Below are 22,120 nucleotides of genomic sequence, written 5' to 3'. Positions count from 1 at the left end.
GACGACGCTGGATGTGCACGGGATCACCATCGCCTACCGTCGCGCCGGCGACCCGGGCAACCCGCCGATGCTGCTGCTGCACGGCCTGGGTGACAGCTCCGCCGACTGGCATCCGGTCCTGCCCGACCTCGTCGAGACCCACTGTGTGTACGCGGTGGATCTGCGCGGCCACGGCGACAGCGCCCACCCGGGCACGTATTCGTTCGAGCTGATGCGCGACGACGTCCTGGGGTTCCTCGACGCCGCCGGCATCGAGAAATGTGTGCTGGTCGGGCATTCGATGGGGGCGGTCGTCGCGGTGCTGCTGGCGTTGCGTGCCCCGCAGCGGGTCACCCACCTGGTCCTGGAGGACGCCTCGGTGCCCCGGCCCGGTATGCTGCGCCGCCCGCCGCTGCCCCCGCCGGTCGAGCCGGTCCCCTACGATGTCCCCGTCGTCAACGCGATCCGCGCGCAGCTGGACCAGCCCGACCCGGCCTGGTTCGAGGCGCTCGCCACCCTGCCCGTGCCGACCCTGCTGATCAGCGGCGCGGAGAGCCCGTTCCCGCACGAGCTGCTCGCCGATTCCGCCGACCGGATCCCGGACGCGGTCCTGGCCACCGTCACCGCCGGCCATCACGTGCATCTGGAGCAGCCGACCGCGTTCACCACCGAGATCGCCCGGTTCCTCACCGGCCGCGTCCCCCGGTGACCGACCGGCCGCCCACGCCCCGCACGGACCGGGCCTCGAACACCCGGGAGAACCAGCCGGGCGCGTACCGCCGCATAGTGGTCTACGGCGTGACCGGCTCCGGCAAGTCGACCCTGGCCGCCCGGATCGCCGCCCGCACCGGCCTGCCCTATCACCCGGTCGACGACCTGGCCTGGGAACCCGGCTGGGTCGAGGTCCCCGTCCCCCTGCAGCGGCAGCGGATCGCCACCATCTGCGCCGGCGACTCCTGGGTCCTGGACAGCGCGTACATGTCGTGGCTGCAGGTGCCGATGGCCCGCGCCGACCTGATCGTCGGCCTGGACCTCCCGCAGTGGCGGTGCCTGGCCCGGCTGCTGCGCCGCACCCTCGTCCGGCTGCTGCTGCGCACCCGGGTCTGCAACGGCAACGTCGAATCGCTGCGCGAACTGTTCACCCGCGATTCGATCATCCGCCAGCAGTTCTCGTCGTACCCCCGCAAGCGCATGCGGATGCGGGCCTGGCACCTCGACCCGGCCATGCCCCCGGTCGTCCTGCTCCGCTCGCCGCGCGCCGTCCGGGCGTGGCTGGCCGCACTGCCCCCGGGCCCGGGACCGGCCTCCTCCGGCTGACGTGCCGGCCACCCGGAGCCCGCCCGGCGGCGAAGGTGTTCGCGGCCCGGCCGCAGTCACCTTCGCCGCCGCCCGCCGACAGCATCCTCACCCGAGCTGTCCGAGGATGATCGAGGCGCCGGCGGTCAGCACCACCAGACCCAGCGTCCGCCACCCCGGCAGCCCGGCCCCGCGCAGGCAGGTGACGCCGTGCGGCACCAGCGCCACCGCCAGCCCGGCGACCTCCACCACCGACGCCACGGTGCTGCCCTTGAGCACCCCGATCATCAGCCCCGACATCAACGCCAGCGCGACCGCCTGCCACGCCCGCAAGACCCGCGACAGCCGGCCGCCGACGGCCAGCACGATCCACCCCGTCATGATCGCGACGCTGAGGCTGGAGACCACCCACTCCGGATACCGGTAGTAGGCGCCGACCGCCTGCTCGGCGACGACCGGCCCGGCACTGCCGGTCAGGGAGAACGCGAACGTGTCGGCGCCGTGCTGGAAGACCCGCGCGAACAGCCCGGTGATCACCAGGGTGCCGCCCCACCGGCCCCAGCCGGGCCGGCTGTCCGCGATCTGGGCGGCGAGCATGGCGATGCCCGGCCACAGGGCGATGATGCCGGCCAGCGCCAACGCGTACGACGTACCCCACAATCCTGGTCTCTGCTGGTAGGCGGCGATCTGGTGGGGGAAGAAGAACGGCACGCCGAGCCGCAGCGCGGTGCCGGCCAGCAGCAGCGGCGGCCCGGCGATCAGGGACAGGCCGCCCAGCCGCGGCCCGGGGAACACGAGGGTCATGCCGGACACCATGCCGCCGGCGGCCGGTGCCGCACATCGGGCCACGGCATCGACAACGGGCACGCCGGTGCGACCCGAGGATGAGCGACCCGAGACGGATGGCATCGACGCCGGTTGCCGGTAGCCTGACGTCGTGACCGCAGCGCGCGCACCGATGGTGGATGTGGCCGCCGCCGTCGCCGTCCTCGCCGCGTGCGGGGTCGCGGCGCAGGAGGTCGGGCCGCCCGCCGGGTGGCGGTGGGTGCCGATCGTCGCGGTGGCCGCGCCGGTCGCGGTGCGCCGCCGCTGGCCGGTGCCGGCCGCGTTGACCGCCCTGGCCGCCGCCGGCGTGCTCCTGCGGTCCGGGATCGTCCCGTCCTACGCGGCGCCCGGCCCGATCGCCGCGGTCGCCCTCACCCTGTACGTGGTCACCGCGGTCCCGGTGCTGATCGCCGGCCTGGCCGGTGCGGCGCTGCTCGGCCCGCTGTGGCCGACCGTGGTCGCCGTCCCCTGGCTGACCGGCTGGCTGGTCCGGCACCGCCGGCACCTCGCCGAGCAGCTCGCCGAGCAACGCTCCGCCCGCGCGGTCACCGAGGAACGGCTGCGCATCGCCCGCGACGTGCACGACACGGTCGCCCACAGCCTCAGCATGATCACCATGAAGGCGAGTGTGGCCCGGCACGTCGCCGCGACCCGCCCCGAGGAGTCCGCGGCCGCCCTGGAGGTGATCGAGACGGCGGGCCGGGAGGCGCTGCTGCAGATGCGCCGCACCCTCGGACTGCTGCGAGACGAGCCGGCCGACCTGCACGCTCTCGGCGACCGCGACGGGGTGACGATGAGCGTGGCCGGGGAGGCGTCGCTGCCCCCCGGAGTGCGCGCGGTGGTGTACCGGATCGTGCAGGAGTCGCTGACCAACGTGACCCGGCACGCGCCCGGCGCGGCCTGCACGGTCGACGTCGACGCGGGGCCGCGGGCGGTCACCGTCCGGGTCGCCGACGACGGCGGATTCGGGCTGCGCGGGATGCGCGAGCGGGTCACCGCGTACGGCGGCACGCTGGCCGCCGGGCCGCAGCCCGACGGCGGGTTCGCGGTGACCGCACACATCCCGTACGACGACGAGACACCGTGACCGAGCCGATCCGGGTCCTGATCGCCGACGACCAGACCCTGCTGCGCGACAGCTTCCGGGTGCTGCTCGACAGCACACCCGGATTCACCGTGACCGGCGAGGCCGCCACCGGGCGCGACGCCGCCCGGCTAGCGCTCGCCCACCGGCCGGACGTGGTACTGATGGACGTGCGCATGCCGGACCTGACCGGCATCGAGGCCACCGAGCTGATCTGCCGGCAGACCGACGACGTGCGGGTGCTGATCCTGACCACGTTCGACCTCGACGAGTACGTGTACGGCGCGTTGCGCGCCGGCGCCAGCGGCTTCCTGCTCAAGGACACCACCGCGGCCGGCCTGATCGCCGCGATCCGGGTCGTCGCCGCCGGGGAGGCGCTGCTCGCCCCGACGGTGACCCGCCGGCTGATCGCCGCGTTCACCGCGGCGCCGCCGCGCCCGGCACCCGCCGTCGCGGCGCACCTGACCGCCCGCGAGCAACAGGTACTGCTGCTGATCGCCCGCGGCCGGTCCAACACGGAGATCGCCGGGCAGCTGCGGCTGAGCGTGCCGACCGTCAAGACGCACGTCGGCCGGCTGCTCACCAAGCTCGCCGCCCGCGACCGGGCGCAACTGGTCGTCGCCGCCTACGAATCCGGCCTGGTCACCGCGGCGATCGCGGATTCCCGGGTGTCGCCGAAGTAGAGCGGCACGAACCGGCCGGCCGCGTCGCGCCCGCAACGCACCAGGACCCCGGCGACCAGGCCGCCGCGCGGCGGATCCCAGGTGACCAGCGGCGAGAACCGGGCCTCGGCCCCGGACGCGGCGACCCCGTCGGCGATCTTCTCCGCGGCCGCCGTCTCCGGCGCCGGCTGATCCGACATCCAGCCGAACACCCGACCGGCGCGCACCTCCGCGCCGTCGCGGGTCGCGCACCACAGCGGGTAACTCTGCGCTATCACGCTCACCCGCCCATTCTGGCGCCCCGGCTCACCGCGCCGGGCGGCTGATCGCATTCTCCACCAGATCGACCGTGGCCCGCGGGTCGTCGACCTCGACGACCAGCCGCGCGTACGTCTCGTCGCGCAACGCGATGACCACAGCCCGGTTCGGGTCGCTGACATCCCAGAAGATCCGCTCGCCGGCGTGGTGGAACGAGCCGGCGGTCAGCACCCCGGGAAGGTGGGTGCCGCCGGTGCGGATCCCCTTCCACCCGCGGGTGATACCCGGGTCGATGGTGGCGCCGGCGACATTGGCCAGCGGAATCTCCAGCCGGCTGCGCAGCGCCCACACCTTGTGCAGACCGAGGACCTCGACATGCAGGGTGTCACCGACAACGCTGATCTTGGCGGCCATCTGCCGCCTCCTTCCCGAGGGGGTTGATCCGGGCGCACAGCCGCAGCCCGAGCAGGGTGGCCGCCTGACCGCCCAGGGCGGTGTCCAGGTCGGCGAGCGCCGCGGCGACCTCCGCGGCGACCTCCGGATCCTGCGGGGCACGTTCCGCGGCGGCCAGCAGCAGCAGATCGAGCACCGGGTCGGCGGCAAGATCGGTCAGCGACCCCGGCCCCGCGTGCCGCAGCAGCGGCCCGACCTCGTGCTGCAGGCTCCAGCGCAGCGCCCGCAGGTAGAGCCCGCGTTTACTGCCGAACACCTGGTAGAGACTGTTGCGGTGGACGCCCAGGTGGGCGACCAGGTCGTCGACCGAGACGCCGTCGAACGCGCGCCGGGCGAACAGCCCGGCCGCGGCCCGCACGACCTCGGTCTCGTCGAACGCTCGCGGCCTTCCCATGGGCACGACGCTACGCCGTTTAGGAACGACCAGTCAAGAACGATCGTTCCTCAACGCTGCGATGCGCCGTAGCAGCCAGCTCACCGAACCACCCGATCACCCGACGGGCACCCCGCGACCGTCACCACCACACCCAGAAACCCCGCCGGAACCGCAGCGCACCTCATGACCAGCCGTACAACACAATCCCCACCGCCACCCCCGAGCCCCGAGATGTTGATCACCGAAAGACCCGACAATCCCGGACCGGTTGTGCCGCCACCACCACGACAGTTAGGTTGTGGAGGCCAACTGCGGCGACGTGAGGGAAACCGGTGCAATCCCGGTGCGGTCGCGCCACTGTGAACTGCCATCAACGGCAGTAAGCCAGGACGCTCACCCGTCCGCAGCTCGATGATCGGGACGCGCAATCCCGTAGGAGGACGACACCACCATGCCCAAGGCCCAGACCACCCGGCCCCTCGCCATCCCGGCGATCTCCACCCGCCTGCTGCTCACCGCCGCCGGCATCACCCTCCTGCTGCTCGCCCTCGCCTACCTGGTCGCCTTCGACCAGGGCGCCCTCTCCCGCAGCGGCATGTACATGCACGAACTCATGCACGACGGCCGGCACCTGCTGGGCGTCCCGTGCCACTGAGGCCCACCTTCGGGCGGCTCCTCATCGCCGGCCTCCTGGCCGGCCTCATCGCGGGCATACTCGCCGGCACCTTCGCCTACTTCGCCGGCGAGCCCCGCGTCGACGCCGCCATCGCCATCGAGCAGCAGAACGCCCTGGCCCACGGCGAAGCCGGCGGCGGCGAGGAACTCGTCAGCCGCGACACCCAGAAACACGTCGGCCTGTTCCTCGCCACCGGCCTCTACGGCATCGCCATGGGCGGCTTCCTCGCCACCGCCTACACCCTGCTCCGCCGACGCCTGCACACCACCAGCGACACCCGCGCCGCGATCGGCCTCGCCGCCGCCGCCCTCACCGGCATCGTCCTGGTCCCCTGGCTCAAATACCCACCCAACCCACCGGCCGTCGGCGACCCCGCCACCATCAACCAACGCACCACCAGCTACCTCGCCGTCCTCGCACTCGGCCTGGTCGCCATCTGGGCCGGCATCATCGCCGCCCGCACCCAACCCACCGAATGGCGCCGCGCCACCGCCGCACTCCTCGGCTTCCTGACCGTCGTCACCATCGCCTACACCCTGCTGCCCACGGTCAACGAAGTCCCCGCCACCTTCCCCGCCGTCCTGCTGTGGAAATTCCGGCTCGCCTCCCTCGGCACCCAGACCATCCTCTGGACCGTCCTCGGCATCGCCTTCGCCGCCCAACTCCACCGCATCGCCACCAGCACCACCCCGGCCCAACCGGCCACACCACAAACCACCACCGCCTGACCGCACCACCGCCGAGACCGCTGCGCGCCCCAGGCCCGCAGCGGTCCTTCGCATACCGCCTGCGTACGCCACCAGCACCCGCGACATCGTTCATCGCAGGCCCAGGTCGCCCAGGACGCGGTCGCTGAGCCGAACAGGGTTGGCACTCGTCGCGCGAACCCTGCCATCCACGACGCGGTAATAGCCCTGGGTCGTGCTGACCAGGTTCCACCGCCTGGCGCCCCGGGCCTGCAGCACCACGCACTCGCCGCCAGGGTGCAGGCCGGCCTGCCCGGGTCCGTCGCCGATCAGTAATGGGTGCCGGGGCCTCCGGACGCGACACCGCAGTTGCGGCAAACTCTCCACAGGTCCCAGTCCTCCCGACCGCAGACCAGGCACCCTCCGGCCCGGTCGGCACCGGCGGCGCACGCATCGAGCACCCGGTCCACCACAACCGGCAGCGGCTCGGCCGGATGCTTCCGCGGATCGGGACAGTAGGCGATGTCGTGGCAACCCCATGAGTCCCACGGATGCAGCGCCGCCGGGACACGTCTGCCCTCCCGCTTCTGCAGGCGTCGCCGGGCAGCGAAGGCGACCACCCTCGGCAGCACCAGAGCGCGGGCCGCCTCCACCTCGTCGAGGGCCCGGACCAGCGACGACGGATCGGCCTCGATACGCCCCGGAATGCGGTGCGTGGTCGCCAGATGATGCCAAGTGGCGTGGAAACCATACGGCGCGAAATGGTAGAGGCAGTTCCGCAGACGCACTCGCCGTCGTCGGGGGTCGAGGCTCTCGTCACGAACCCGGCGCGCGGTCGCGGGAAAACTGGTCACCCCAGAATGATCACAGAGCCGGCCTGCTGACCATCGATGCCGGTTCCTTCACCGAGCAGGCAAACCCCACGCGCACCGCACCGACACCGAAAGCCACCGCCGGTCGAGGGCCACCCGGACGACCCCGGCTCCTCTAGGGTGTCGCCATGCCCCGATTCACCGGACTCGACGACCTCCTCAGCCGCGAAGAACTGGGCACCACCGCCTGGCACCTGATCGACCAGCCCCGCATCACCGGCTTCGCCGACATCACCGGCGACCACCAGTGGATCCACACCGACCCCGCCCGCGCCCGCCGCGAGGGCCCGTTCGGCACCACCATCGCCCACGGCGCGCTCACCCTCTCCCTGTGCATGACCTTCCTGACCGAGATCGTCCAGGTCGACAACGTCACCTTCGTCGTCAACGGCGGCTTCGACCGCGTCCGCTTCCACACCCCGGTCCGCGCCGGCGCCCGCCTGCGAGGCAGCATCCGCCTCCTCCAGTCCCGACGCCTGCCCAACGGCGCCCGCCTGGTCCTGCGCACCACCGCCGAAATCGACGGCGAACCTCGCCCCGCCTGCGTAGCCGACCAGATCCTCGCCCTCTACGAAGCACCTCCGGCCCGGTAACCACCCACCGGGTCCTCGGAACCGTCTGCGGTGGCACCCCGCCCGGGCTCGAAAGCCGGGCCACCACGACCTCGTGTCGGACAGGCCGCTCCGAGCCGCAACCGCTTTCGGCGCGAGCTGCCACCGTCGTACGCGCCAATCGGCTTTTGATCTTTTCTGTGCGGTCGGCGGAGCCGTCCTTTTGGAGTTTGGTGCGACTTGTCGCACCGCCTCTAAGGCATCCTAGGAAGATAGGAAACGGCCTCCCGTAGCGTCCGGAGCGTGACCGATGTGATGACCTGGCACCCGGTGACCGAGAACGACTGATCTCCTGCTCCAGCGCTGGCTGAACGCCCCGCACGTGCACCGCTGGTGGTTCCACGAGGCCGCCGCGGAGGCGATCGACCGCGGCTTGGGGCCCGGCTCGGAACCGAACGAGGATCGTTCCGTGGCGCAGCCGGGTCGACCGTTTCCCCGCAGGTCAAGCCGGCCGGCGCGCTGACCCCTCGGCGCGCAACGCCGATGGCACCACCACAGCAGTGTCATCCGACGTAGCCCTCTGGCGTGTCCGCATCGCCCCGAGGGACTGTGCCACGAGCGGCTTTTCTGGCTCGATTCGCGGGTTTTGGTTCGGCGGGATGGGCACGGTGAGTAAAAGACCGCAGAGATCGTGGAGCCGTCGAAGAGGGCCGTGGTCAAAGGCCGTGGGCTGTCGCCTGAGCAGTCCGCGGCGGCTGCGACGGTGGCCGAGGCCCGGCAGCGAGGCTGAGAGCTGACCGGCCCGAACGGGCTGTTGAAGCTGTTCACCAAGAATGTTCTCGAGACGGCGCTGAACGAGGTGATGACGGAGCACCTCGGTCATGGGCCGCCCTACTGGTGAGAGCGCCTATTCAACTGTCGCCTATTCTCGACGTTGAGCCCCCCGCCGATTACTTCCGTATGCGGGCACCTGGGGCCGAATCAGGCGCGTGCAGGGCAGGCGTTCGCAGCATCGAGTCTCCTGGTCGGCACTCAGGCGAAGGCGTCCAAGAGCGTGCTGATCTGCAACCGCAACGCCGGCGAGTGCGCGCCGGCGACAATGACAGAGACCATGTCACCGTGGGGTGCCAGGCGGACGTCGAGCGTCTCGAAGATCCCGTCCATGGTGTATGAGTGCCAGCTGCCCCTGCCTTCGTCCTTGCTGTTGTCCATTGCCCTGGCCACCACCTCGCGAGCTTTGCCGGTGGGGCGGTGCAGGGCGTACTCGGAGAGCAGGTCGAGGAAGGCACCAAGGTGCGGTAGCTGGATTCGCCCGTCTATCTCGGTGCCCTTCGGCTTCGGCAGCCCCGCCTCCTCCTCGGTGTCGTCGCGCGGCTGTAGGCCACCACTGACGGCGTGCTTGTCGTCGAATCCAAGACGCACGTCCGCCCAGAGGTCCAGATTGCGGATCGAGCGAGCGGGATCGTAGGCAGCGGTGGGCAACTGCGGGATGCGTTTCCGGCCCGTCTCGTCGAGGCGGTAAGGGGCGTCGAACGCGGAATGCCAGTGCTCGACGGCCGATGCGAACCGCTGCTCCGCTGCGGGACCGCTGAGGTCTAGATACCGGCCGATGTCCTCCCAGGAACTGCCGCGTTCCCGTTCGTAGATCACCGCAGTGATGACGAGCCGATCCGCATGACTGGCCACCGCCGCCGCCTCGCTGACGCGGCCGCCGGCGCCGGAGAACTCGTCGTAGCGGGTGACCGCCAGACTCGCCGCAGCATTGGACAGACCGCTGGCCTGGTCGGAGAGGACCAGACGGGCAAGGGCACGGCGCGAGAAATGGGAGCGGTCGTCGTCGTACGGCGTTCTGGCGATCATCGACGGAGCGTTGCACATCGGCGCCGCGAGCAATTGCTGGCCCCTCACGAAGTGGTTTCCAGACCAAAAACAACGGTGAGTAGTTGATGTCGGCCCTCTCCTGGACGCCTGTCCCCAATAGCTGGCAGTGGCCGCGCCCAAAGCCGAGCAGCCGACGACCGTCCGGCGATCCCGGTCGCCGCAACCGTTACACCGCCCGCTCGACCAGCGCGGCCGGGAACCGTACGCCGGTCAGCTTCTCGGATACCGACCACAGGCGCGCCGCCAGTTGCTCGTCGCGAGCGCGGGCGGAGCGGTTGATCAATTGGGGCTCGCCGATCATGTGGGCGAAGCGGCTCGGCCCGGTGAAGCTGTTGCCGGGCAGGTCGGCGGCTGCGGCGTAGAGGACCGGCAGCGCACCCTGCTCGGCACTCTGGCCCAAGGTGCGGACGATGAACCGGCTGACCGGGCCGGCCTCGGTGTAGATGTCGGTACGCACCAGCCCGGGGTGCGCGGCCATGGCCCGCACCGGCGAGCCGGCCGCGTCCAGGCGCCGCTGCAGTTCCGCGATGAACAGCATGTTCGCCAGCTTCGACCGGTTGTAGGCCGGCGACTGCCTGTAGGCGCGGCGCTCGTCGTTCGGATCGTCCAGGTCCAGACGGCCCATCCGCTCGGCCTGCGACGCCAGGCTCACCACCCGCCCGGTGACCTGTGGCAACAGCAGGTTGGTCAGGGCGAACGGCCCGAGATGGTTGGTGCCGAACTGCAATTCGAACCCATCGACGGTACGGCGTAGCTCCGGCGCGGTGATCCCGGCGTTGTTGATCAGCAGGTCGATCGGCCCGGACCAGCTGTCGGCGAACGACCGTACGGACGACAGGTCGGCCAGGTCGAGGCGGCGCACCTCGACGCTGCCGCTGATGGTGCGGGCGGCGGCCTCGCCCTTGCCCATGTCACGCACGGCGAGCACGACCCGGGCGCCGGCGCCGGCCAGCGCCCGGGTGGTGGCCAGGCCGACGCCGGAGTTGGCTCCGGTGACGATCGCGATCCGCCCGGTCAGATCGGGAAGGGTGAATGGGGACATGGGGGCACTCCTCCAGTACGTGATTGCACTCAGTGGCATCACGATACGATGATGATGCCACTGAGTGCAATCACGTAGGCTGTGCCCCATGGCGAGATGGGTACCCGGCACGGTCGAGCGCCTGCGCACGGCGGCGCTGACGCTCTTCGACGAGCAGGGCTTCGAGAAGACGACGGTCGCGCAGATCACCGAACGGGCCGGGATGAACCGGCGCACGTTCTTCCACCACTTCGCCGACAAGCGCGAGGTGGTCTTCGCCGGCCAGGAACACTCCGAGGAACTCATCGCCGCCGAGATCCGCGGCCAGGACCACGGGACGGACCCGCTTCGCGCCGCGGTCGCCGGGCTGCAGGCCGTCTCCGACCAGGTCTACGAGCAGTTCCGCGAGGGCGCGGTCGTGCTCGGCCGGGTCATCGCCGCCAGCCCCGAACTGCAGGAACGTGAACTGGTCAAACGCGCCATCCTGGCGGACCGGATCGCCGCCGCGCTGCGCGACCGCGGCACGGCCGACGCCGCCGCGACCGTCGCCGCCTGGACCGCGGTGGCGATCTTTTTCGTGGCCCGCAATCAGTGGAACCAGCCGGATAACCAGCACACGCTGGCCCACCTCATCGCCATGAGCCGGGAGGACTTCCTGGGCGCCACCCGGCCCACACCCTAGAAGCCGGGTCGCGACCGTCGGATCCGGCGCGCACAGGCCGGGTCCACGACGTGCCGAAGGGTTGGTCGATGGTGTCTCCGCACAACGAAGCTGGCCCGGCGGCAGCGGTTGCGTAAGAGCTGACCATCTTCCGCCCGGGGCCACGGGAGCTGACAGGCGCACACCGAAGCCGACCTTGTCGCCCGAGGCCTGCCGTCGCGGTGAGGGCCACGGCAATATCGGGCTGACCCACTTTCAGGTGGGGAATGCGGCGAGGAGATGGTCTCGGAGCGCTCTGACGGCGAGCGGTACGTGCCGGGCGGAGGGGTAGGCCAGGTACAGGGGGAAGCCGGCTGTCTCATAGGCGGGCAAGACGGGGATGAGCTCGCCGCTGGCGACGGCGTACTCGCCGACGAGTCGGGGTAGCAGGGCGATGCCGGCGCCGGCGACAGCGGCTCGCCGGACGAAGGACATGTCGTTGACGGTCAGCCTTCCGCTCACGGTGACGTCGACCCCGTCGTCGCCGTGCGGATGACGGTGCAGCTGCCATCGGGCCTGTCCGTTGTGGGCGCGGAACAGGATGCAGCTGTGCTCGGCGAGCTGCTCCACCGTGGCGGGGATGCCGGTGGGGCCGGCCAGGTAGCCGGGCGAGGCGTAGAGCCGGAAGCTCATGTCCTGCAACTTGTCGGTGGTCAACCCGTGCTGGGATGGCCGACCCACCCGCAGGGCCAGGTCGTAGCCGGCTTCGACAAGGTCGGGGGTGTGCGCGAGCAGGTCGATGTCGACGCGTACCAGCGGGTGTTGGGCGGTGAAGCTGGTCAGCAACGCGGGCAGCACCTCCGCGCCGAGGTCCGGCGGCGCGGTGAACCGGATGACACCGCGGGGCACTTCGCGGGCGTCGACGGCCGCGGTGACGGCGTCGCCGACCTCGGCGAGGGCGGCTGCGACGCGACGGTGGAAGGCCCGGCCGGCGTCGGTCAGGCTGACCGCTCGGGTGCTGCGGTGCAGCAGCTGCGTGCCGAGGCGTTGCTCAAGCCGCTTGACCTGGCGGCTGACCGACGACTTCGGTATGCGCAGTACCCGAGCCGCGGCGGTGAACCCGCCGCAGTCCACGACTTGGACGAAAACCGCGACGTCGTCGAGGTCGAGACCGCCCGGTGTGTGCGGGGCCTGACCGGCAGCGGTGTGGTGCGGCGAGGTGGGTCGAAGGGTCCCGCCGGCGACTGCCGGCTTCGCCGTGGGCTCCAGTGTCACGGTGTGAAGTGTCCCTGCGATTGTTCCCCGTGTGCAACAACGCGTTCGGATCTTCGCGTCTAGTGCCCATGCTGGCAACGCCCGTACCGTCGGCGGCAGCGGGAGAGACCCGCCGGCAGCGCCTCCGAAGGGACCCCCGCCGATGCCCCCCACCGAATCAACCAGCAGCCCGCTTGCGACTGGCCACCCCGGGCCGCAGCGTGCGCCAGACCGGCCTCCTGTGCTGGTGGCGCTGGCCACCGCCGTCGTCCCTGCGTATCTGCTCCCGGCGGTGACCACGGCCGGGAACGCGCTGGTGATCCCCGACCGTGCGGTCGCCACGGCACTGGCCACAGCCGCCTGGACCACGATCGCTATCCCGTCGGCCGTCGCGTCGGCGCTGGTAACGCTGTGGACCCGTGGGCGCACACCGCCCCGACGGCCGACGGCCGCGCGCAGCGCCCGGGCGTTCACCCTCGCGGCCCTGGCCTGCACGGTACTCGCGGGCGCCGGCAGCGCTGTCCTCATCGGCAACGGTGTCCTGCCACTGTCCGCGCTGCAGTACACCCTCACGTCCGCCGCGATCGGCGGCGGTCTGGTCGCCGGCCGATGGGCCCGCACCAACCGGACCAGCCGCCGCGCCGGACGTCGGCGCGTTGCCGCGCGTCCCGCCAGCCGATGACCGCAGTCCATCTCAGCTCGCTGCGACGGCTCGGCACACCCTTTCCCGCTGGAGCCCCGACCGGGCAACCGCCCCCGGTGTCCGGTCACCGCATCGCCGACGACCCGCACGCTGTCACCGACGAAAGGCAACCCCATGATCCTCGTTCTCGGAGCCACCGGACTCGTCGGCGGCGCCGTCCTGCACCGCCTGGCCGCACTCCAGGCGCCCGTACGCGCCCTGGTCCGACGCCCCACACCCGCCGTGATGTCGCTGTCCGCGGCCGGCACCATCGACGTGGTCGTCGGCGACGTCGCCGACGAGGACTGCCTGCGCCGCGCCGTCCACGGCGTACGGCAGGTCTTCCTGGTCATGGCCAACGGGCCGCAGCAGCAGCACCACGAACTCGCCGTCGTCCGCGCCGCCCTGGATGCCCGGGTCGAGCACCTGGTCAAGGTCTCCGCGCCCTACGTCGGACCCGAAGTGCCCGTCGCCATCGCCCGCATGCACCACACCATCGAGCAAGCCATCGTCGCCGCGGGCGCACGCCACGACATGCGACACACGTTCCTGCGCCCGTACGCGTTCATGCAGAACCTGCTCCACAACGCTCCGCCCATCCGGATGGCCGGCTTCTTCACCGGCACCACCGCGGACACCCCGATGAACATGGTCGACGTCCGCGACATCGCCGACGTCGCCACCACCGCCCTCACCACCACCCGCACCCACGGCCGCGCGCTGGTCCTCACCGGACCCAGAGCCGTCAGCTACCCCGACGTCGCGCGGCACCTGAGCGCACTCGGGCGTCCCACCCGCTACCTCACCATGCGACCACCCGAGTACGCCGCGAAGCTGCACCGCGCCGGCCTGCCAACCTGGACCATCGAACACCTCCTCGAAATCCAGGCCATGACCCTGACCCACCCCGAAACCCCCACCAGCACCGTACGGGACGTCACCGGCCACACACCGAGAACGATCGAAGCCTTCCTCGCCGAGAACCTCACCGAGTTCACCCACCCCCGCGGCCTCCGCGAACGACTCATCGCCGTCCCCCTCCGGCTGGCCACCCGCCGCCACACCACCGCGGCAGCCCCCATCGCCTGACGCCATCACCACCGGTGGTCTGGGGGAGCTGATACCTGGTCGACCCTGAGGACCACCGCGGCTGACGACCCCGCCCACCACATCTACCGCAGACGGTCAGCTCGGTCGGCAACGAGCGGCCCGCGCCTCCAGGTGGCGCCGTTCGGCCAGGCTCGCCGTCGCTTTCGCCGCACGCCGGTAGAAGTCGTACGCCGCGCCCCGCTCCCCCGCCGCCTCCAGCAGATGCGCCCGCACCGACCACAACCGGTGATGCCCGGCCAGCCGCTCGTCGGCGTCCAGGCCGGCCAGCAGTGCCAGCCCCGCCCGCGGACCATCGATCTCGGCCAGCGCGATCGCCCGGTTCAGGGTCACCATCGGGTTCGGCGCGATCCGCTCCAGGATCAGGTACAGCGCGTGGATCTGCCGCCAGTCCGTCTCCCCCGCGGCAGCCGCGTCCGCGTGCGTCGCCGCGATTGCCGCCTGCAACTGATACTGCCCGAGCGTCGGCCCGCCCAGCGCCGCCTTCGCCAGCGACAACCCTTCCCGGATCAGATCCCGGTCCCAGAGTGACCGATCCTGCTCCTGCAACGGAATCAGATCACCGGCAGCGGTCGTCCGTGCGGTCCGCCGGGCGTGCGTCAGCACCATCAGTGCCAGCAGCCCGCTCACCTCCGCGTCGTCGGGCAGGTGGGCGTGCACCAGCCGGGCCAGCCGGATCGCCTCCCCGGCCAGATCGGCCCGGTCCAGCGACCGCCCCGACGACGCCGTGTACCCCTCGTTGAAGATCAGGTAGAGCACGTGCAGCACCACCGGCAACCGCTCCGGCGCCGACGGCAGCGGAAACGTGCTGCCCGCCGCCCGGATCCGCTGTTTCGCCCGGCTGACCCGCGCCGCCATCGTCGCCTCCGGCACCAGGAACGCCCGCGCGATCTCGGCTGTCGTCAGCCCGCCGACCGCCCGCAACGTCAGCGCCGTCTGCGAGGCCGCGGTCAGCGCCGGATGACAGCACAGGAACAGCAAAAGCAGCGTGTCGTCCCGATCCGGCACCTCCTCCGGCTGCACCTCGGCCCGCGCCGCCACGGCCGATTCCCGGTCCCGCCGCGCCGAGCCGCTACGCACCTCGTCGACCAGCCGGCGCGCCGCCACCGTCATCAGCCAGCCTCGCGGATGGGCCGGCACCCCGTCCACCGGCCACTGCAGCGCCGCCGCCAGGCCGGCCTCCTGCACCGCGTCCTCACACCCGTCGAACTGCCCGTACCGCCGCACCAGCGAACCGAGGACTTGGGGCATCAACCGCCGCAGCGTCTCCTCGACACCCGTCGGGGCGGGTGTCGCGGCCGCACCCGGGCCGGCCGCGGCCGGGACACCCGGCCCGCTCACGCCTCGAGCAGCCCGTCCGCGAACATCACCTGACGCACCTCGACCGCCAGCCCGTCGATCGCCGCATCCGGGATCCGCGCCGCCAGCTCCACCGCCCGCGCCCGGTCCGCACAGTCGACCAGGTAGAACCCGCCCAGGAACTCCTTCGCCTCGGCGAACGGCCCGTCGGTCACCACGGTCTGCCCGTCGCGCACCGACACCACCACCGCCTGCGACGGATCCACCAGCGCCTGGGTGGTGATCAGCTCCCCGGACTCCTTGAGCGTTTCCATGAACCGCCCGTGCCCGTCACCGATGGCGCCCTTCTCCTCGTCGGTCAGGGCCTCCAGCACGGCCGGGTTGATGTAGAGGCTGATCAGGAACTTCATCGTCGTACCCCACAGACTTCGCCCGGGCTCCTCTGGGAGCCCTCTCGCCGACAGGTCGGAGCCACGGATCCCACCTTGACATCCCCCACCGACATTTTTTGCCGGGCCCGCCTCGGCAACACCCCATCGCGGTCCGCAAGGCCGTCGAATCGGTTGGGCCGCACGCGCTCATCGACGCTGATCTTCGCGGCCATGACACCGGAGACGTCCCGCGTGGGTCGCGCCCTATCTGACCAGGCTCGGCGTCGGGGCGCCGACCTTCGATACAACGCGCAGGCGGCACTGTGCGCACGTCGAGCGCATCGCCTCGGAGAACATCGGCAGCCAGCTCAGACGCCCCCGGGGCATCAGCCCAGAGGAACCGCAGCCGACTCGCATCACGAACCGATCCCGTTACGGAAGGACGTCCACGTCTAGGACCCTTCAGCTTGCGCGGCGGGCGTCGGTCGCTCAGCACTCCTGACCGAAGATGCCCCTATCACCTGGGTGATGTCCCACTCCGGCTAGCGCATCCTAGGAAGATAGGACAAACGCCTCGGGAGAATCCGCGGCGGTGAGGCACCTTGCGGAAGCAACCGTGACCTGGGATCCGCACGACGCCACCGGGGACCGGATTCGATCCGCGCATGGAGCCCCGTCGGCGATGGCCGTGGCTGCTGTCGAACGCCGGAATCATGAGCGTCACCGTGTTCGTCGCTGGGCTCGGGATCACCGCGCTGGTGATCATGCTGTTGATCGCAGGTGGCGCTGCGGACGCCGGCCAGGCGAAACTGCAGATTGAAGCGCTCAAGTACGGGCTGGGCTTCTCTGCCACGGCCGGCGCGGTCGCCGCGCTGCTGCTGGGCTCTCATCGCCAGGTGCTCGCCGAACACCACTGTCACGGATGCTGTGGTGCCCGTGTCGAGCCGCACCGCACCTACACCGTCATCGCGCGCCGGTGTCGGCGTCGTAGCGACAGAGGGCTCAACAGCAGCGCAGGCGGGGCGGCGTCACTGCCGAGGTCATCCTTCTCAAGCCGGTCCGTTCGGGTGGTCTTCGCCTGGGCCGGCAGCGCGTAGCAGGTTGTCGTGGATACGGGCGAGGGCGGCTGCGGCGTCGGTGAGGTCCGCGGCTGCTTGAGGCTGATCACCGGGCGTAAGGGCTGCAGTACGCAGGACATCTTGGAGTGCGGCGCGGGCTTGTAGGGCGGCGGCGAGCAGATGGTTGACGACGTCTTGTCGGTCGTAGTTCACGGTGGCCGCTGCTGGAGAGTGCATGGCGTGTCCTAGTGGGTTCGTTCGTCTGTCCCGGGTTTGCTGCGGCGGTGGCGTTGGTCTTACACCGAGCAGCGGGGCGGGACGATGTACCGGCTGTTGCCCTGCGAGGCGCCGGATGTGCAGGCTCTCTGCAGCCGTGGGCGACGCGGCGTGGTCGTGATGCTGAGCACGGGCCGCCGTCGCTCAGCCGGCCGGGTGGGGCCGGGTGCGATGTTCGGTCAGCAGGCGCATGGCTTCGGTGGCGCCGGTGGTCAAGGTGGCGATGTCAGCGTCGGTGAAGGTGCGGGGGACGACGTCGATGACGCAGTGGGCGCCGAGGACATGGCCGCTGTCGTCGGTGAGGGGTACGCCGGCGTAGCTGCGGATCGGGGCCATGGCGAACAGTGGGTTGTCGGCGTGGACGGGGTCGACGGTGCCGTCGGCGATGCAGTACGGCTCGCCGGCCAGGACGGTGTGGCTGCACAGTGCCCATTCGGCGGGGGTGCCCTGGACTTCGGCCATCCAGCCGGGCACGCCGTGCTGGCCGATGATGAATTGCGAGCTGTCGAGCACGACCGAAACCATGGACACCGGAGTACCCAGCAGATCGGCGGTGCGAGCGGACAGAGCATCGAGTTGGGCCTGCAGGGTGGAGTCGAAGACGTCGTATCGGGCGATCTGCTGGATACGGGCCGGCTGGCCGAGTCGGCTGAACAGTTCCGTGGTGGTGATGGTGTTCATGCGGTGCTCCTGGTCATGGTGTGCGCGGCGGACAGGTGGGTGTGCGACGACAGGCGGATGTTCAGGGCCTGGGCGCAGAGCCGGCTGACGGGATCGAGGCCGGCCATCGCGGTGAGCAGCCGGTGCAGGGCATCGTCGCCGCTCTCTTCGCCTGACATGCCGGCGGCCTGCAGCAGCCGTTCCCAGGTGGAGCGGCCGGTGTGGCCGTGCACGCGCAGCATCGCCTCGCGGGCGTCGGCCATGGTCGGCCGTTGCAGCCCGTAAGAGCCGGGCGCCGTGTCGCCGGATGTGATCGACATGAATGCCTCCTGGACGAGCGGGGCCGCCGAGCCCCGCTCCGGGTTGGTGGTGTGCCGGGTGGCGCCGGTCAGTGGCGGAAGGCGCTGACCAGAGTGGTCAGGTCGCTGGCCAGGCGGGTCAGGTCGCCGGAGGCCTGTTGGGTGGCCTTGGCGCTTTCGGCGGTGGCGTTGGCGACCTCGGCCACCCCGGACATGGTGCGGGCGACATTCGCGCTACTGGTCGCGGCCTCGGCCACGGATCGGCTCATCTCACCGGTGGTAGCGGTCTGTTCCTCCACGGCGGAGGCGATGGTGGTGGTGTAGTCGCCGATCTGCCGGATCACGTCGGTGATCTCCCCGATCGCGGTGGCGGCGGTGGTGCTGGAGTTCTGGATGTTGCTGATCCGGTGCGTGATCTCCTCGGTGGCCTTCGCGGTCTGCTGGGCGAGTTCCTTGACCTCCCCGGCGACCACTGCGAAGCCCTTGCCGAGTTCTCCGGCCCGGGCGGCCTCGATGGTCGCGTTGAGGGCCAGCAGGTTGGTCTGTTCGGCGATGCTGGTGATCAGCCGGACCACATCACCGATCTCTGCACTGGCGGCACCGAGTGCGGCGACCTGATTGGTGGTGCGTTCGGCGACGGCCATGCCGTTCTGCGAGACCTGCGCCGCGGCGCTGGCGTTCGACGCGATCTCGGTGATGGAGGCGCTCATCTCTTCGGCGCCGGCGGCGATGGACTGCACGCCTGCGTTGACGTTCTCGCTGGCGGTCGTCGCCGTGGTGGCCCGGTGTGCAGCGTCTGCCGCACCGGTCTGGAGCTGGGTGCTGACCGCGGTCAGTTCCTCCGACGCGCCGGCCAGGGTCACGGCTGACCCTTCGATGGTGGTGACCGCCTGCCGTAGGGCTCCGACCGCGGTGTCCAACGCGCGGCCCATCTGCCCGGTCTCGTCGCGGGAGGTCATCCCGGTCGTGCGGGTCAGGTCGTTGCCGGCCAGGGCCTCGCAGACGGCCTTGACTTTGTTCAACGACCTGACGATGGAACGGGCCACGAACACACCCAGCCCCAGGGCCAGGGCCAGCCCCGCCACCAGGAGCAGGATCGACACGATACGGCTGGAGTCGTAGGCGGACTGTGCCGTCCCGGCGTTGCGGGCCGCGTCGGCGTCCTCGGCCCCGGTCAGCGCGGCGATGTCCTTGTTCATCTGGGCCATCAGCGGCAGGACCTGGGTGGTGCGGATCGTCTCCCAGCCGACGATGTCGTCGCGTTGCCCGGCGGGCAGGAGCTTGGTCTGCGCGATCTGCACGTAGGCCTGCCACTGCGACTCCAGATCGGCTATCAGCGCCGGATCGCCGGCAGGTCTGCTCGCCTTGTAAGCGGCCAGCGCCGTGGTGAAGGCCTGCTGGTCCGCGGAGAACGCGTCGGCGTACTTCTGGGTGTCGGCGGGCTTCTGGGCGATCAGTTGGAAGGCGGTGTCCAGCCGCGCCTGCACCAGCGTCTTGTCCACCGTACCGATTGCTTTGACCGACGCGACGTTACTGCGATAGATCAGCTGCGCGGACCCGCTGGCCTTTCCCAGTGCGGACAGCCCCAGCACCCCGATGAGCAACGCGACCAGCGCGGCAAGCGCGACAGCCATCAGAATCTTGACGTTCACGCTCAGGTCGGCGAACGATCGCCGTCCCCGGGCCGTGGGCGCCACCGGAACGGCGGCAGCAGTGGTACTCATGGTGCTCTCCTCGGCGCGTGACAGAAGGACTCCGAGCCGTTTTCCGGCCCAGACATCCCGCGGTCAGACTCCGCCGGCCGCTCTACACCTGATCGGCAACCCCCGGCACCGGACTGAGCCCTCACCAGGTACCCGGGATACCGCGCAGGTCTCAGCACCGCTGAGACGAACCGCAGGTGAGGCCTGGATCAACTGCTTGCCGTTGTGGTCCAGGCACCGGCCCGTTGCAGCGCTCGGACCATGCCGGTGTCCGCTGTCCTGGTCACCGGTGTCCGCAACCGCTCCAACTGCGGGAGCCGGGAACCGTCCGGAACGTCGAGCAGATCCTGCAACTGTCGGGCCTGCCCGGCCGAAAGCAACCCGGGCTGTCCCCGGTAGTCCACGCCCGATCATCGATCCACCGAACAAGATCCGGCTCGGCGTCGGCGAAGTCGGTGTACCCGTACTCCCGGACGATCTCCCACTGATGCTCGAACCGGGTCAGCCGGCGCCGCAGATACCCCTTCACCACCGACGCATCCGCCGCGCCGACCTGCCCGGCGACGTGGTCGACCGGCTCGGTCGGCACCTGCAGCGGCTTCCCGTTCCGATCTCTTTCCAGGGCCGCATCAGTGCAGCCCCGTGATGAGCTGGCAATTCCTGACCCTCGACCGACGACCCCGCGCACCGCGACGAGAGCCGGCGGTCGATCGAGCCGCTGAGGCTACGGGCGGTCAGAACCCGCAGAAGGAGTAGTCGTAGGGGCGCCCCCGGGCGTAGACGGCTCGCAACCGCGGCTGCCTGACCTCGGGCCTGCGGGCCAGAACGCGGAGGAAGACCCGGCCGTCGGGCTCGAACCGGTGCGGGAGGCGCGCCGGCAGGGCCTCCGGCGGGATGAGCACCGACCGCCCGACCGGCTTCGGGTCGCGGTGCACCGCGAGGTGCCGCCAGACCTCCCAGGCCAGCGGGACCGGCTTCACCGGTGGGGCCACCGGCCAGGGTTCGCCGGTCTGCGGATGCTCCGGGATGAGAGCGAAGTCGCCGGCGGGGTCCGGAAGGCCGGGTCCCGCCAGGACCAGGGTGCCCTCCCGCCCGGTGCCGGGCGGGCCGACGAGACGGTCGAGAGTGGGCCGGAGAATTCCGGCGACCCGGTGATCGTCGATCATCACCGGGTCACCGCCCGAGGCGGCCAGGAGGTGCGCCAGCGCTGAGCCGGCGGCGGCCTCCCACATCGGGTGCCAGCCGCCGTCCGGGTCGCACGGCGGGATACCGGACTCCTGGCCGAGCAGGCCCGCCCACTCGCGCACCGGGTGCGGGCCGGGGCCGTCCTCGGTGGTGCGGGTGGTCAGCGGGTCCAGCCAGACCGCCTGCGGCAGGCCGCAGTCGTCGACCCGGCGGCCCACCGGCGTGCCGCAGGTCTCACAGACCAGGTTCGGTTCGCCACCGCCGAGGCCGCAACAGGCGGCGTCGTCGACCAGCGCCAGGTCGATGACGGCGCCGCGGACGTCCCCCGGGGTGAGCAGCACCTGACCGGCCGGACCGGCGGAGATGCTGAACCTCGGCGCGTACCAGCCGAGTGCCTCGGCCTCACCGGGCTCACAGTCGTCCCACCGCCGCCACGGCGATCCGGAGGGCAGGGGATTCACCGCGAACGTGCCGGGCTCCAGCGCCGGCGCGAGCGATCCCTGCGCGTTGCCGTAACTCTGCTCCGCGTGGGCCGGCAGCGCCACCCTCGACACCGGAACCGTCAGAGTGGCGTCGCAGGTCCGGCAGCCGAAAACCGTCACGCATCCCCCGTCGACTGAAGTCGATCTAGGCTACCGGTCCGACGGCGGGAATGCCGTCGAGGAGCAGGACCACGCCATGGGTGGCGGCTTCGCGGTCTCGGGAGATCTCCCGGTACTCCGGCGAGGTGGACCACTGTTCGAAGTGTTCGCGGGTGTCGAAGGACATCAGGATGGCCTTCTCGTAGGGCCATTCTCCCTCGACCACCCGAGGTGACTCGTCGGCGGCGAGGAGGCGGCCGTGGTACCGGGTCAGGACGGGCATGAAGGCGGCGGCGTAACGGTCGTAGCGCTGCCGGTCGTGGATGGCGATCTGGGCGAGTGCGAAAACGGTCACCGCCTCAGGTTACTCATCGGTAGCTTGGCG

27 protein-coding genes and 1 riboswitch are annotated in these 22,120 nt (G+C 71.0%); of the genes, 11 read left to right on the top strand and 16 right to left on the bottom strand.

All coding sequences use genetic code 11. The features are described from left to right. The first annotated feature begins 13 nt into the window (after positions 1-13). Both ACSP50_RS20665 and ACSP50_RS20660 read left to right on the top strand, forming a co-directional pair. Entirely contained in the window at positions 14-688 is a 675-nt protein-coding gene (locus ACSP50_RS20665; RefSeq protein ID WP_043514922.1) for an alpha/beta fold hydrolase, read from the top strand. After that, positions 685-1,296, top strand: a complete 612-nt coding sequence (locus ACSP50_RS20660; protein ID WP_014691209.1) for a hypothetical protein — start codon at positions 685-687, stop codon at positions 1,294-1,296. Before ACSP50_RS20665 ends, ACSP50_RS20660 begins: the two co-directional genes overlap by 4 nt. A gap of 87 nt (positions 1,297-1,383) precedes the next feature. Here the strand turns inward: ACSP50_RS20660 and ACSP50_RS20655 are convergent, their stop codons facing one another. Next, complete coding sequence (locus ACSP50_RS20655; RefSeq protein WP_063714072.1) at positions 1,384-2,079, bottom strand: hypothetical protein; 696 nt, start codon at positions 2,077-2,079, stop codon at positions 1,384-1,386. 133 nt (positions 2,080-2,212) lie between these two features. Here ACSP50_RS20655 and ACSP50_RS20650 point away from each other — a divergent pair, with 133 nt between their 5' ends. Next, positions 2,213-3,187 (top strand): sensor histidine kinase, encoded by a 975-nt coding sequence (locus ACSP50_RS20650; RefSeq protein WP_043511819.1) that lies wholly within the window; start codon positions 2,213-2,215, stop codon positions 3,185-3,187. Next, positions 3,184-3,867 (top strand): response regulator transcription factor, encoded by a 684-nt coding sequence (locus ACSP50_RS20645; RefSeq protein ID WP_014691206.1) that lies wholly within the window; start codon positions 3,184-3,186, stop codon positions 3,865-3,867. Before ACSP50_RS20650 ends, ACSP50_RS20645 begins: the two co-directional genes overlap by 4 nt. On the opposite strand, the gene ACSP50_RS20640 is transcribed toward ACSP50_RS20645, so the two are convergent. The 3 genes from ACSP50_RS20640 to ACSP50_RS20630 are packed head-to-tail and all read right to left on the bottom strand — an operon-like array spanning position 3,810 to position 4,951. After that, positions 3,810-4,130, bottom strand: a complete 321-nt coding sequence (locus tag ACSP50_RS20640) for a hypothetical protein (protein WP_043511817.1) — start codon at positions 4,128-4,130, stop codon at positions 3,810-3,812. The genes ACSP50_RS20645 and ACSP50_RS20640 overlap by 58 nt on opposite strands. A gap of 22 nt (positions 4,131-4,152) precedes the next feature. Beyond that, the gene (locus tag ACSP50_RS20635; RefSeq protein WP_014691204.1) at positions 4,153-4,518 is read right to left on the bottom strand and encodes a hypothetical protein; all 366 of its coding nucleotides are present in this window, start codon (positions 4,516-4,518) and stop codon (positions 4,153-4,155) included. Then, positions 4,490-4,951 carry a helix-turn-helix domain-containing protein gene (locus ACSP50_RS20630; RefSeq protein WP_014691203.1) on the bottom strand — a complete coding sequence of 154 codons (462 nt, stop codon included), beginning with the start codon at positions 4,949-4,951 and terminating at the stop codon, positions 4,490-4,492. Before ACSP50_RS20630 ends, ACSP50_RS20635 begins: the two co-directional genes overlap by 29 nt. Positions 4,952-5,257: 306 nt before the next feature. Then, a riboswitch (cobalamin riboswitch) is annotated at positions 5,258-5,326 on the top strand. 58 nt (positions 5,327-5,384) lie between these two features. Here ACSP50_RS20630 and ACSP50_RS20625 point away from each other — a divergent pair. Beyond that, positions 5,385-5,588 carry a CbtB-domain containing protein gene (locus ACSP50_RS20625; RefSeq protein ID WP_014691202.1) on the top strand — a complete coding sequence of 68 codons (204 nt, stop codon included), beginning with the start codon at positions 5,385-5,387 and terminating at the stop codon, positions 5,586-5,588. After that, entirely contained in the window at positions 5,579-6,337 is a 759-nt protein-coding gene (locus ACSP50_RS20620) for a CbtA family protein (protein ID WP_014691201.1), read from the top strand. Before ACSP50_RS20625 ends, ACSP50_RS20620 begins: the two co-directional genes overlap by 10 nt. Positions 6,338-6,624: 287 nt before the next feature. Here the strand turns inward: ACSP50_RS20620 and ACSP50_RS20615 are convergent, their stop codons facing one another. Beyond that, positions 6,625-7,149, bottom strand: a complete 525-nt coding sequence (locus tag ACSP50_RS20615) for a hypothetical protein (protein ID WP_155123571.1) — start codon at positions 7,147-7,149, stop codon at positions 6,625-6,627. A 146-nt stretch (positions 7,150-7,295) separates the two neighbouring features. Between ACSP50_RS20615 and ACSP50_RS20610 the strand changes: the two genes are divergently transcribed. Beyond that, a complete protein-coding gene (locus ACSP50_RS20610; protein WP_014691198.1) occupies positions 7,296-7,760 on the top strand; it encodes a MaoC family dehydratase in 465 nt (154 codons plus the stop codon). 990 nt (positions 7,761-8,750) lie between these two features. Here ACSP50_RS20610 and ACSP50_RS20600 read toward each other — a convergent pair. Both ACSP50_RS20600 and ACSP50_RS20595 read right to left on the bottom strand, forming a co-directional pair. Then, the gene (locus ACSP50_RS20600; protein ID WP_099344124.1) at positions 8,751-9,578 is read right to left on the bottom strand and encodes a hypothetical protein; all 828 of its coding nucleotides are present in this window, start codon (positions 9,576-9,578) and stop codon (positions 8,751-8,753) included. Positions 9,579-9,765: 187 nt separating this feature from the next. Then, positions 9,766-10,641, bottom strand: a complete 876-nt coding sequence (locus ACSP50_RS20595; protein WP_014691196.1) for an oxidoreductase — start codon at positions 10,639-10,641, stop codon at positions 9,766-9,768. An 88-nt stretch (positions 10,642-10,729) separates the two neighbouring features. On the opposite strand from ACSP50_RS20595, the gene ACSP50_RS20590 reads away from it, so the two are divergent. Further along, entirely contained in the window at positions 10,730-11,302 is a 573-nt protein-coding gene (locus ACSP50_RS20590) for a TetR/AcrR family transcriptional regulator (protein ID WP_014691195.1), read from the top strand. A 234-nt stretch (positions 11,303-11,536) separates the two neighbouring features. On the opposite strand, the gene ACSP50_RS20585 is transcribed toward ACSP50_RS20590, so the two are convergent. Continuing rightward, positions 11,537-12,535: a LysR family transcriptional regulator gene (locus ACSP50_RS20585; RefSeq protein ID WP_014691194.1), complete on the bottom strand. Its 999-nt coding sequence runs from the start codon at positions 12,533-12,535 to the stop codon at positions 11,537-11,539. Positions 12,536-12,761: 226 nt separating this feature from the next. Here ACSP50_RS20585 and ACSP50_RS20580 point away from each other — a divergent pair, with 226 nt between their 5' ends. Continuing rightward, entirely contained in the window at positions 12,762-13,196 is a 435-nt protein-coding gene (locus ACSP50_RS20580) for a hypothetical protein (RefSeq protein WP_197688069.1), read from the top strand. Between the two features lie 135 nt (positions 13,197-13,331). Continuing rightward, positions 13,332-14,285, top strand: a complete 954-nt coding sequence (locus tag ACSP50_RS20575) for an NmrA family NAD(P)-binding protein (RefSeq protein WP_014691192.1) — start codon at positions 13,332-13,334, stop codon at positions 14,283-14,285. A 96-nt stretch (positions 14,286-14,381) separates the two neighbouring features. On the opposite strand, the gene ACSP50_RS20570 is transcribed toward ACSP50_RS20575, so the two are convergent. Together ACSP50_RS20570 and ACSP50_RS20565 are read right to left on the bottom strand one after the other, a co-directional pair. Then, complete coding sequence (locus ACSP50_RS20570; RefSeq protein WP_052311929.1) at positions 14,382-15,554, bottom strand: RNA polymerase sigma factor; 1,173 nt, start codon at positions 15,552-15,554, stop codon at positions 14,382-14,384. An 86-nt stretch (positions 15,555-15,640) separates the two neighbouring features. Next, positions 15,641-16,012 (bottom strand): YciI family protein, encoded by a 372-nt coding sequence (locus ACSP50_RS20565; protein ID WP_014691190.1) that lies wholly within the window; start codon positions 16,010-16,012, stop codon positions 15,641-15,643. A gap of 674 nt (positions 16,013-16,686) precedes the next feature. On the opposite strand from ACSP50_RS20565, the gene ACSP50_RS20560 reads away from it, so the two are divergent. Then, positions 16,687-17,070 (top strand): hypothetical protein, encoded by a 384-nt coding sequence (locus ACSP50_RS20560; protein ID WP_155123570.1) that lies wholly within the window; start codon positions 16,687-16,689, stop codon positions 17,068-17,070. 381 nt (positions 17,071-17,451) lie between these two features. On the opposite strand, the gene ACSP50_RS20555 is transcribed toward ACSP50_RS20560, so the two are convergent. From ACSP50_RS20555 to ACSP50_RS20530, 6 genes are all read right to left on the bottom strand, one after another. Next, positions 17,452-17,988, bottom strand: a complete 537-nt coding sequence (locus ACSP50_RS20555) for a GAF domain-containing protein (RefSeq protein WP_014691188.1) — start codon at positions 17,986-17,988, stop codon at positions 17,452-17,454. Further along, positions 17,985-18,287 carry a hypothetical protein gene (locus tag ACSP50_RS20550; RefSeq protein ID WP_014691187.1) on the bottom strand — a complete coding sequence of 101 codons (303 nt, stop codon included), beginning with the start codon at positions 18,285-18,287 and terminating at the stop codon, positions 17,985-17,987. The genes ACSP50_RS20555 and ACSP50_RS20550 overlap by 4 nt, the downstream gene beginning before the upstream one ends. A gap of 68 nt (positions 18,288-18,355) precedes the next feature. Further along, positions 18,356-19,990, bottom strand: a complete 1,635-nt coding sequence (locus ACSP50_RS20545) for a methyl-accepting chemotaxis protein (protein WP_014691186.1) — start codon at positions 19,988-19,990, stop codon at positions 18,356-18,358. A gap of 262 nt (positions 19,991-20,252) precedes the next feature. Beyond that, the gene (locus ACSP50_RS20540; RefSeq protein ID WP_014691185.1) at positions 20,253-20,558 is read right to left on the bottom strand and encodes a DUF4158 domain-containing protein; all 306 of its coding nucleotides are present in this window, start codon (positions 20,556-20,558) and stop codon (positions 20,253-20,255) included. 145 nt (positions 20,559-20,703) lie between these two features. Continuing rightward, positions 20,704-21,756 (bottom strand): hypothetical protein, encoded by a 1,053-nt coding sequence (locus ACSP50_RS20535; RefSeq protein WP_014691184.1) that lies wholly within the window; start codon positions 21,754-21,756, stop codon positions 20,704-20,706. Between the two features lie 25 nt (positions 21,757-21,781). Then, positions 21,782-22,090 carry a DUF1330 domain-containing protein gene (locus tag ACSP50_RS20530; protein WP_014691183.1) on the bottom strand — a complete coding sequence of 103 codons (309 nt, stop codon included), beginning with the start codon at positions 22,088-22,090 and terminating at the stop codon, positions 21,782-21,784. Between the last annotated feature and the right edge of the window lie 30 nt (positions 22,091-22,120).

This window comes from Actinoplanes sp. SE50/110 (genome assembly GCF_900119315.1).
Lineage (GTDB): Bacteria > Actinomycetota > Actinomycetes > Mycobacteriales > Micromonosporaceae > Actinoplanes.
Note: the sequence above shows the minus strand (reverse complement) of the source record. Positions and strands in the feature narration are given on the sequence as shown.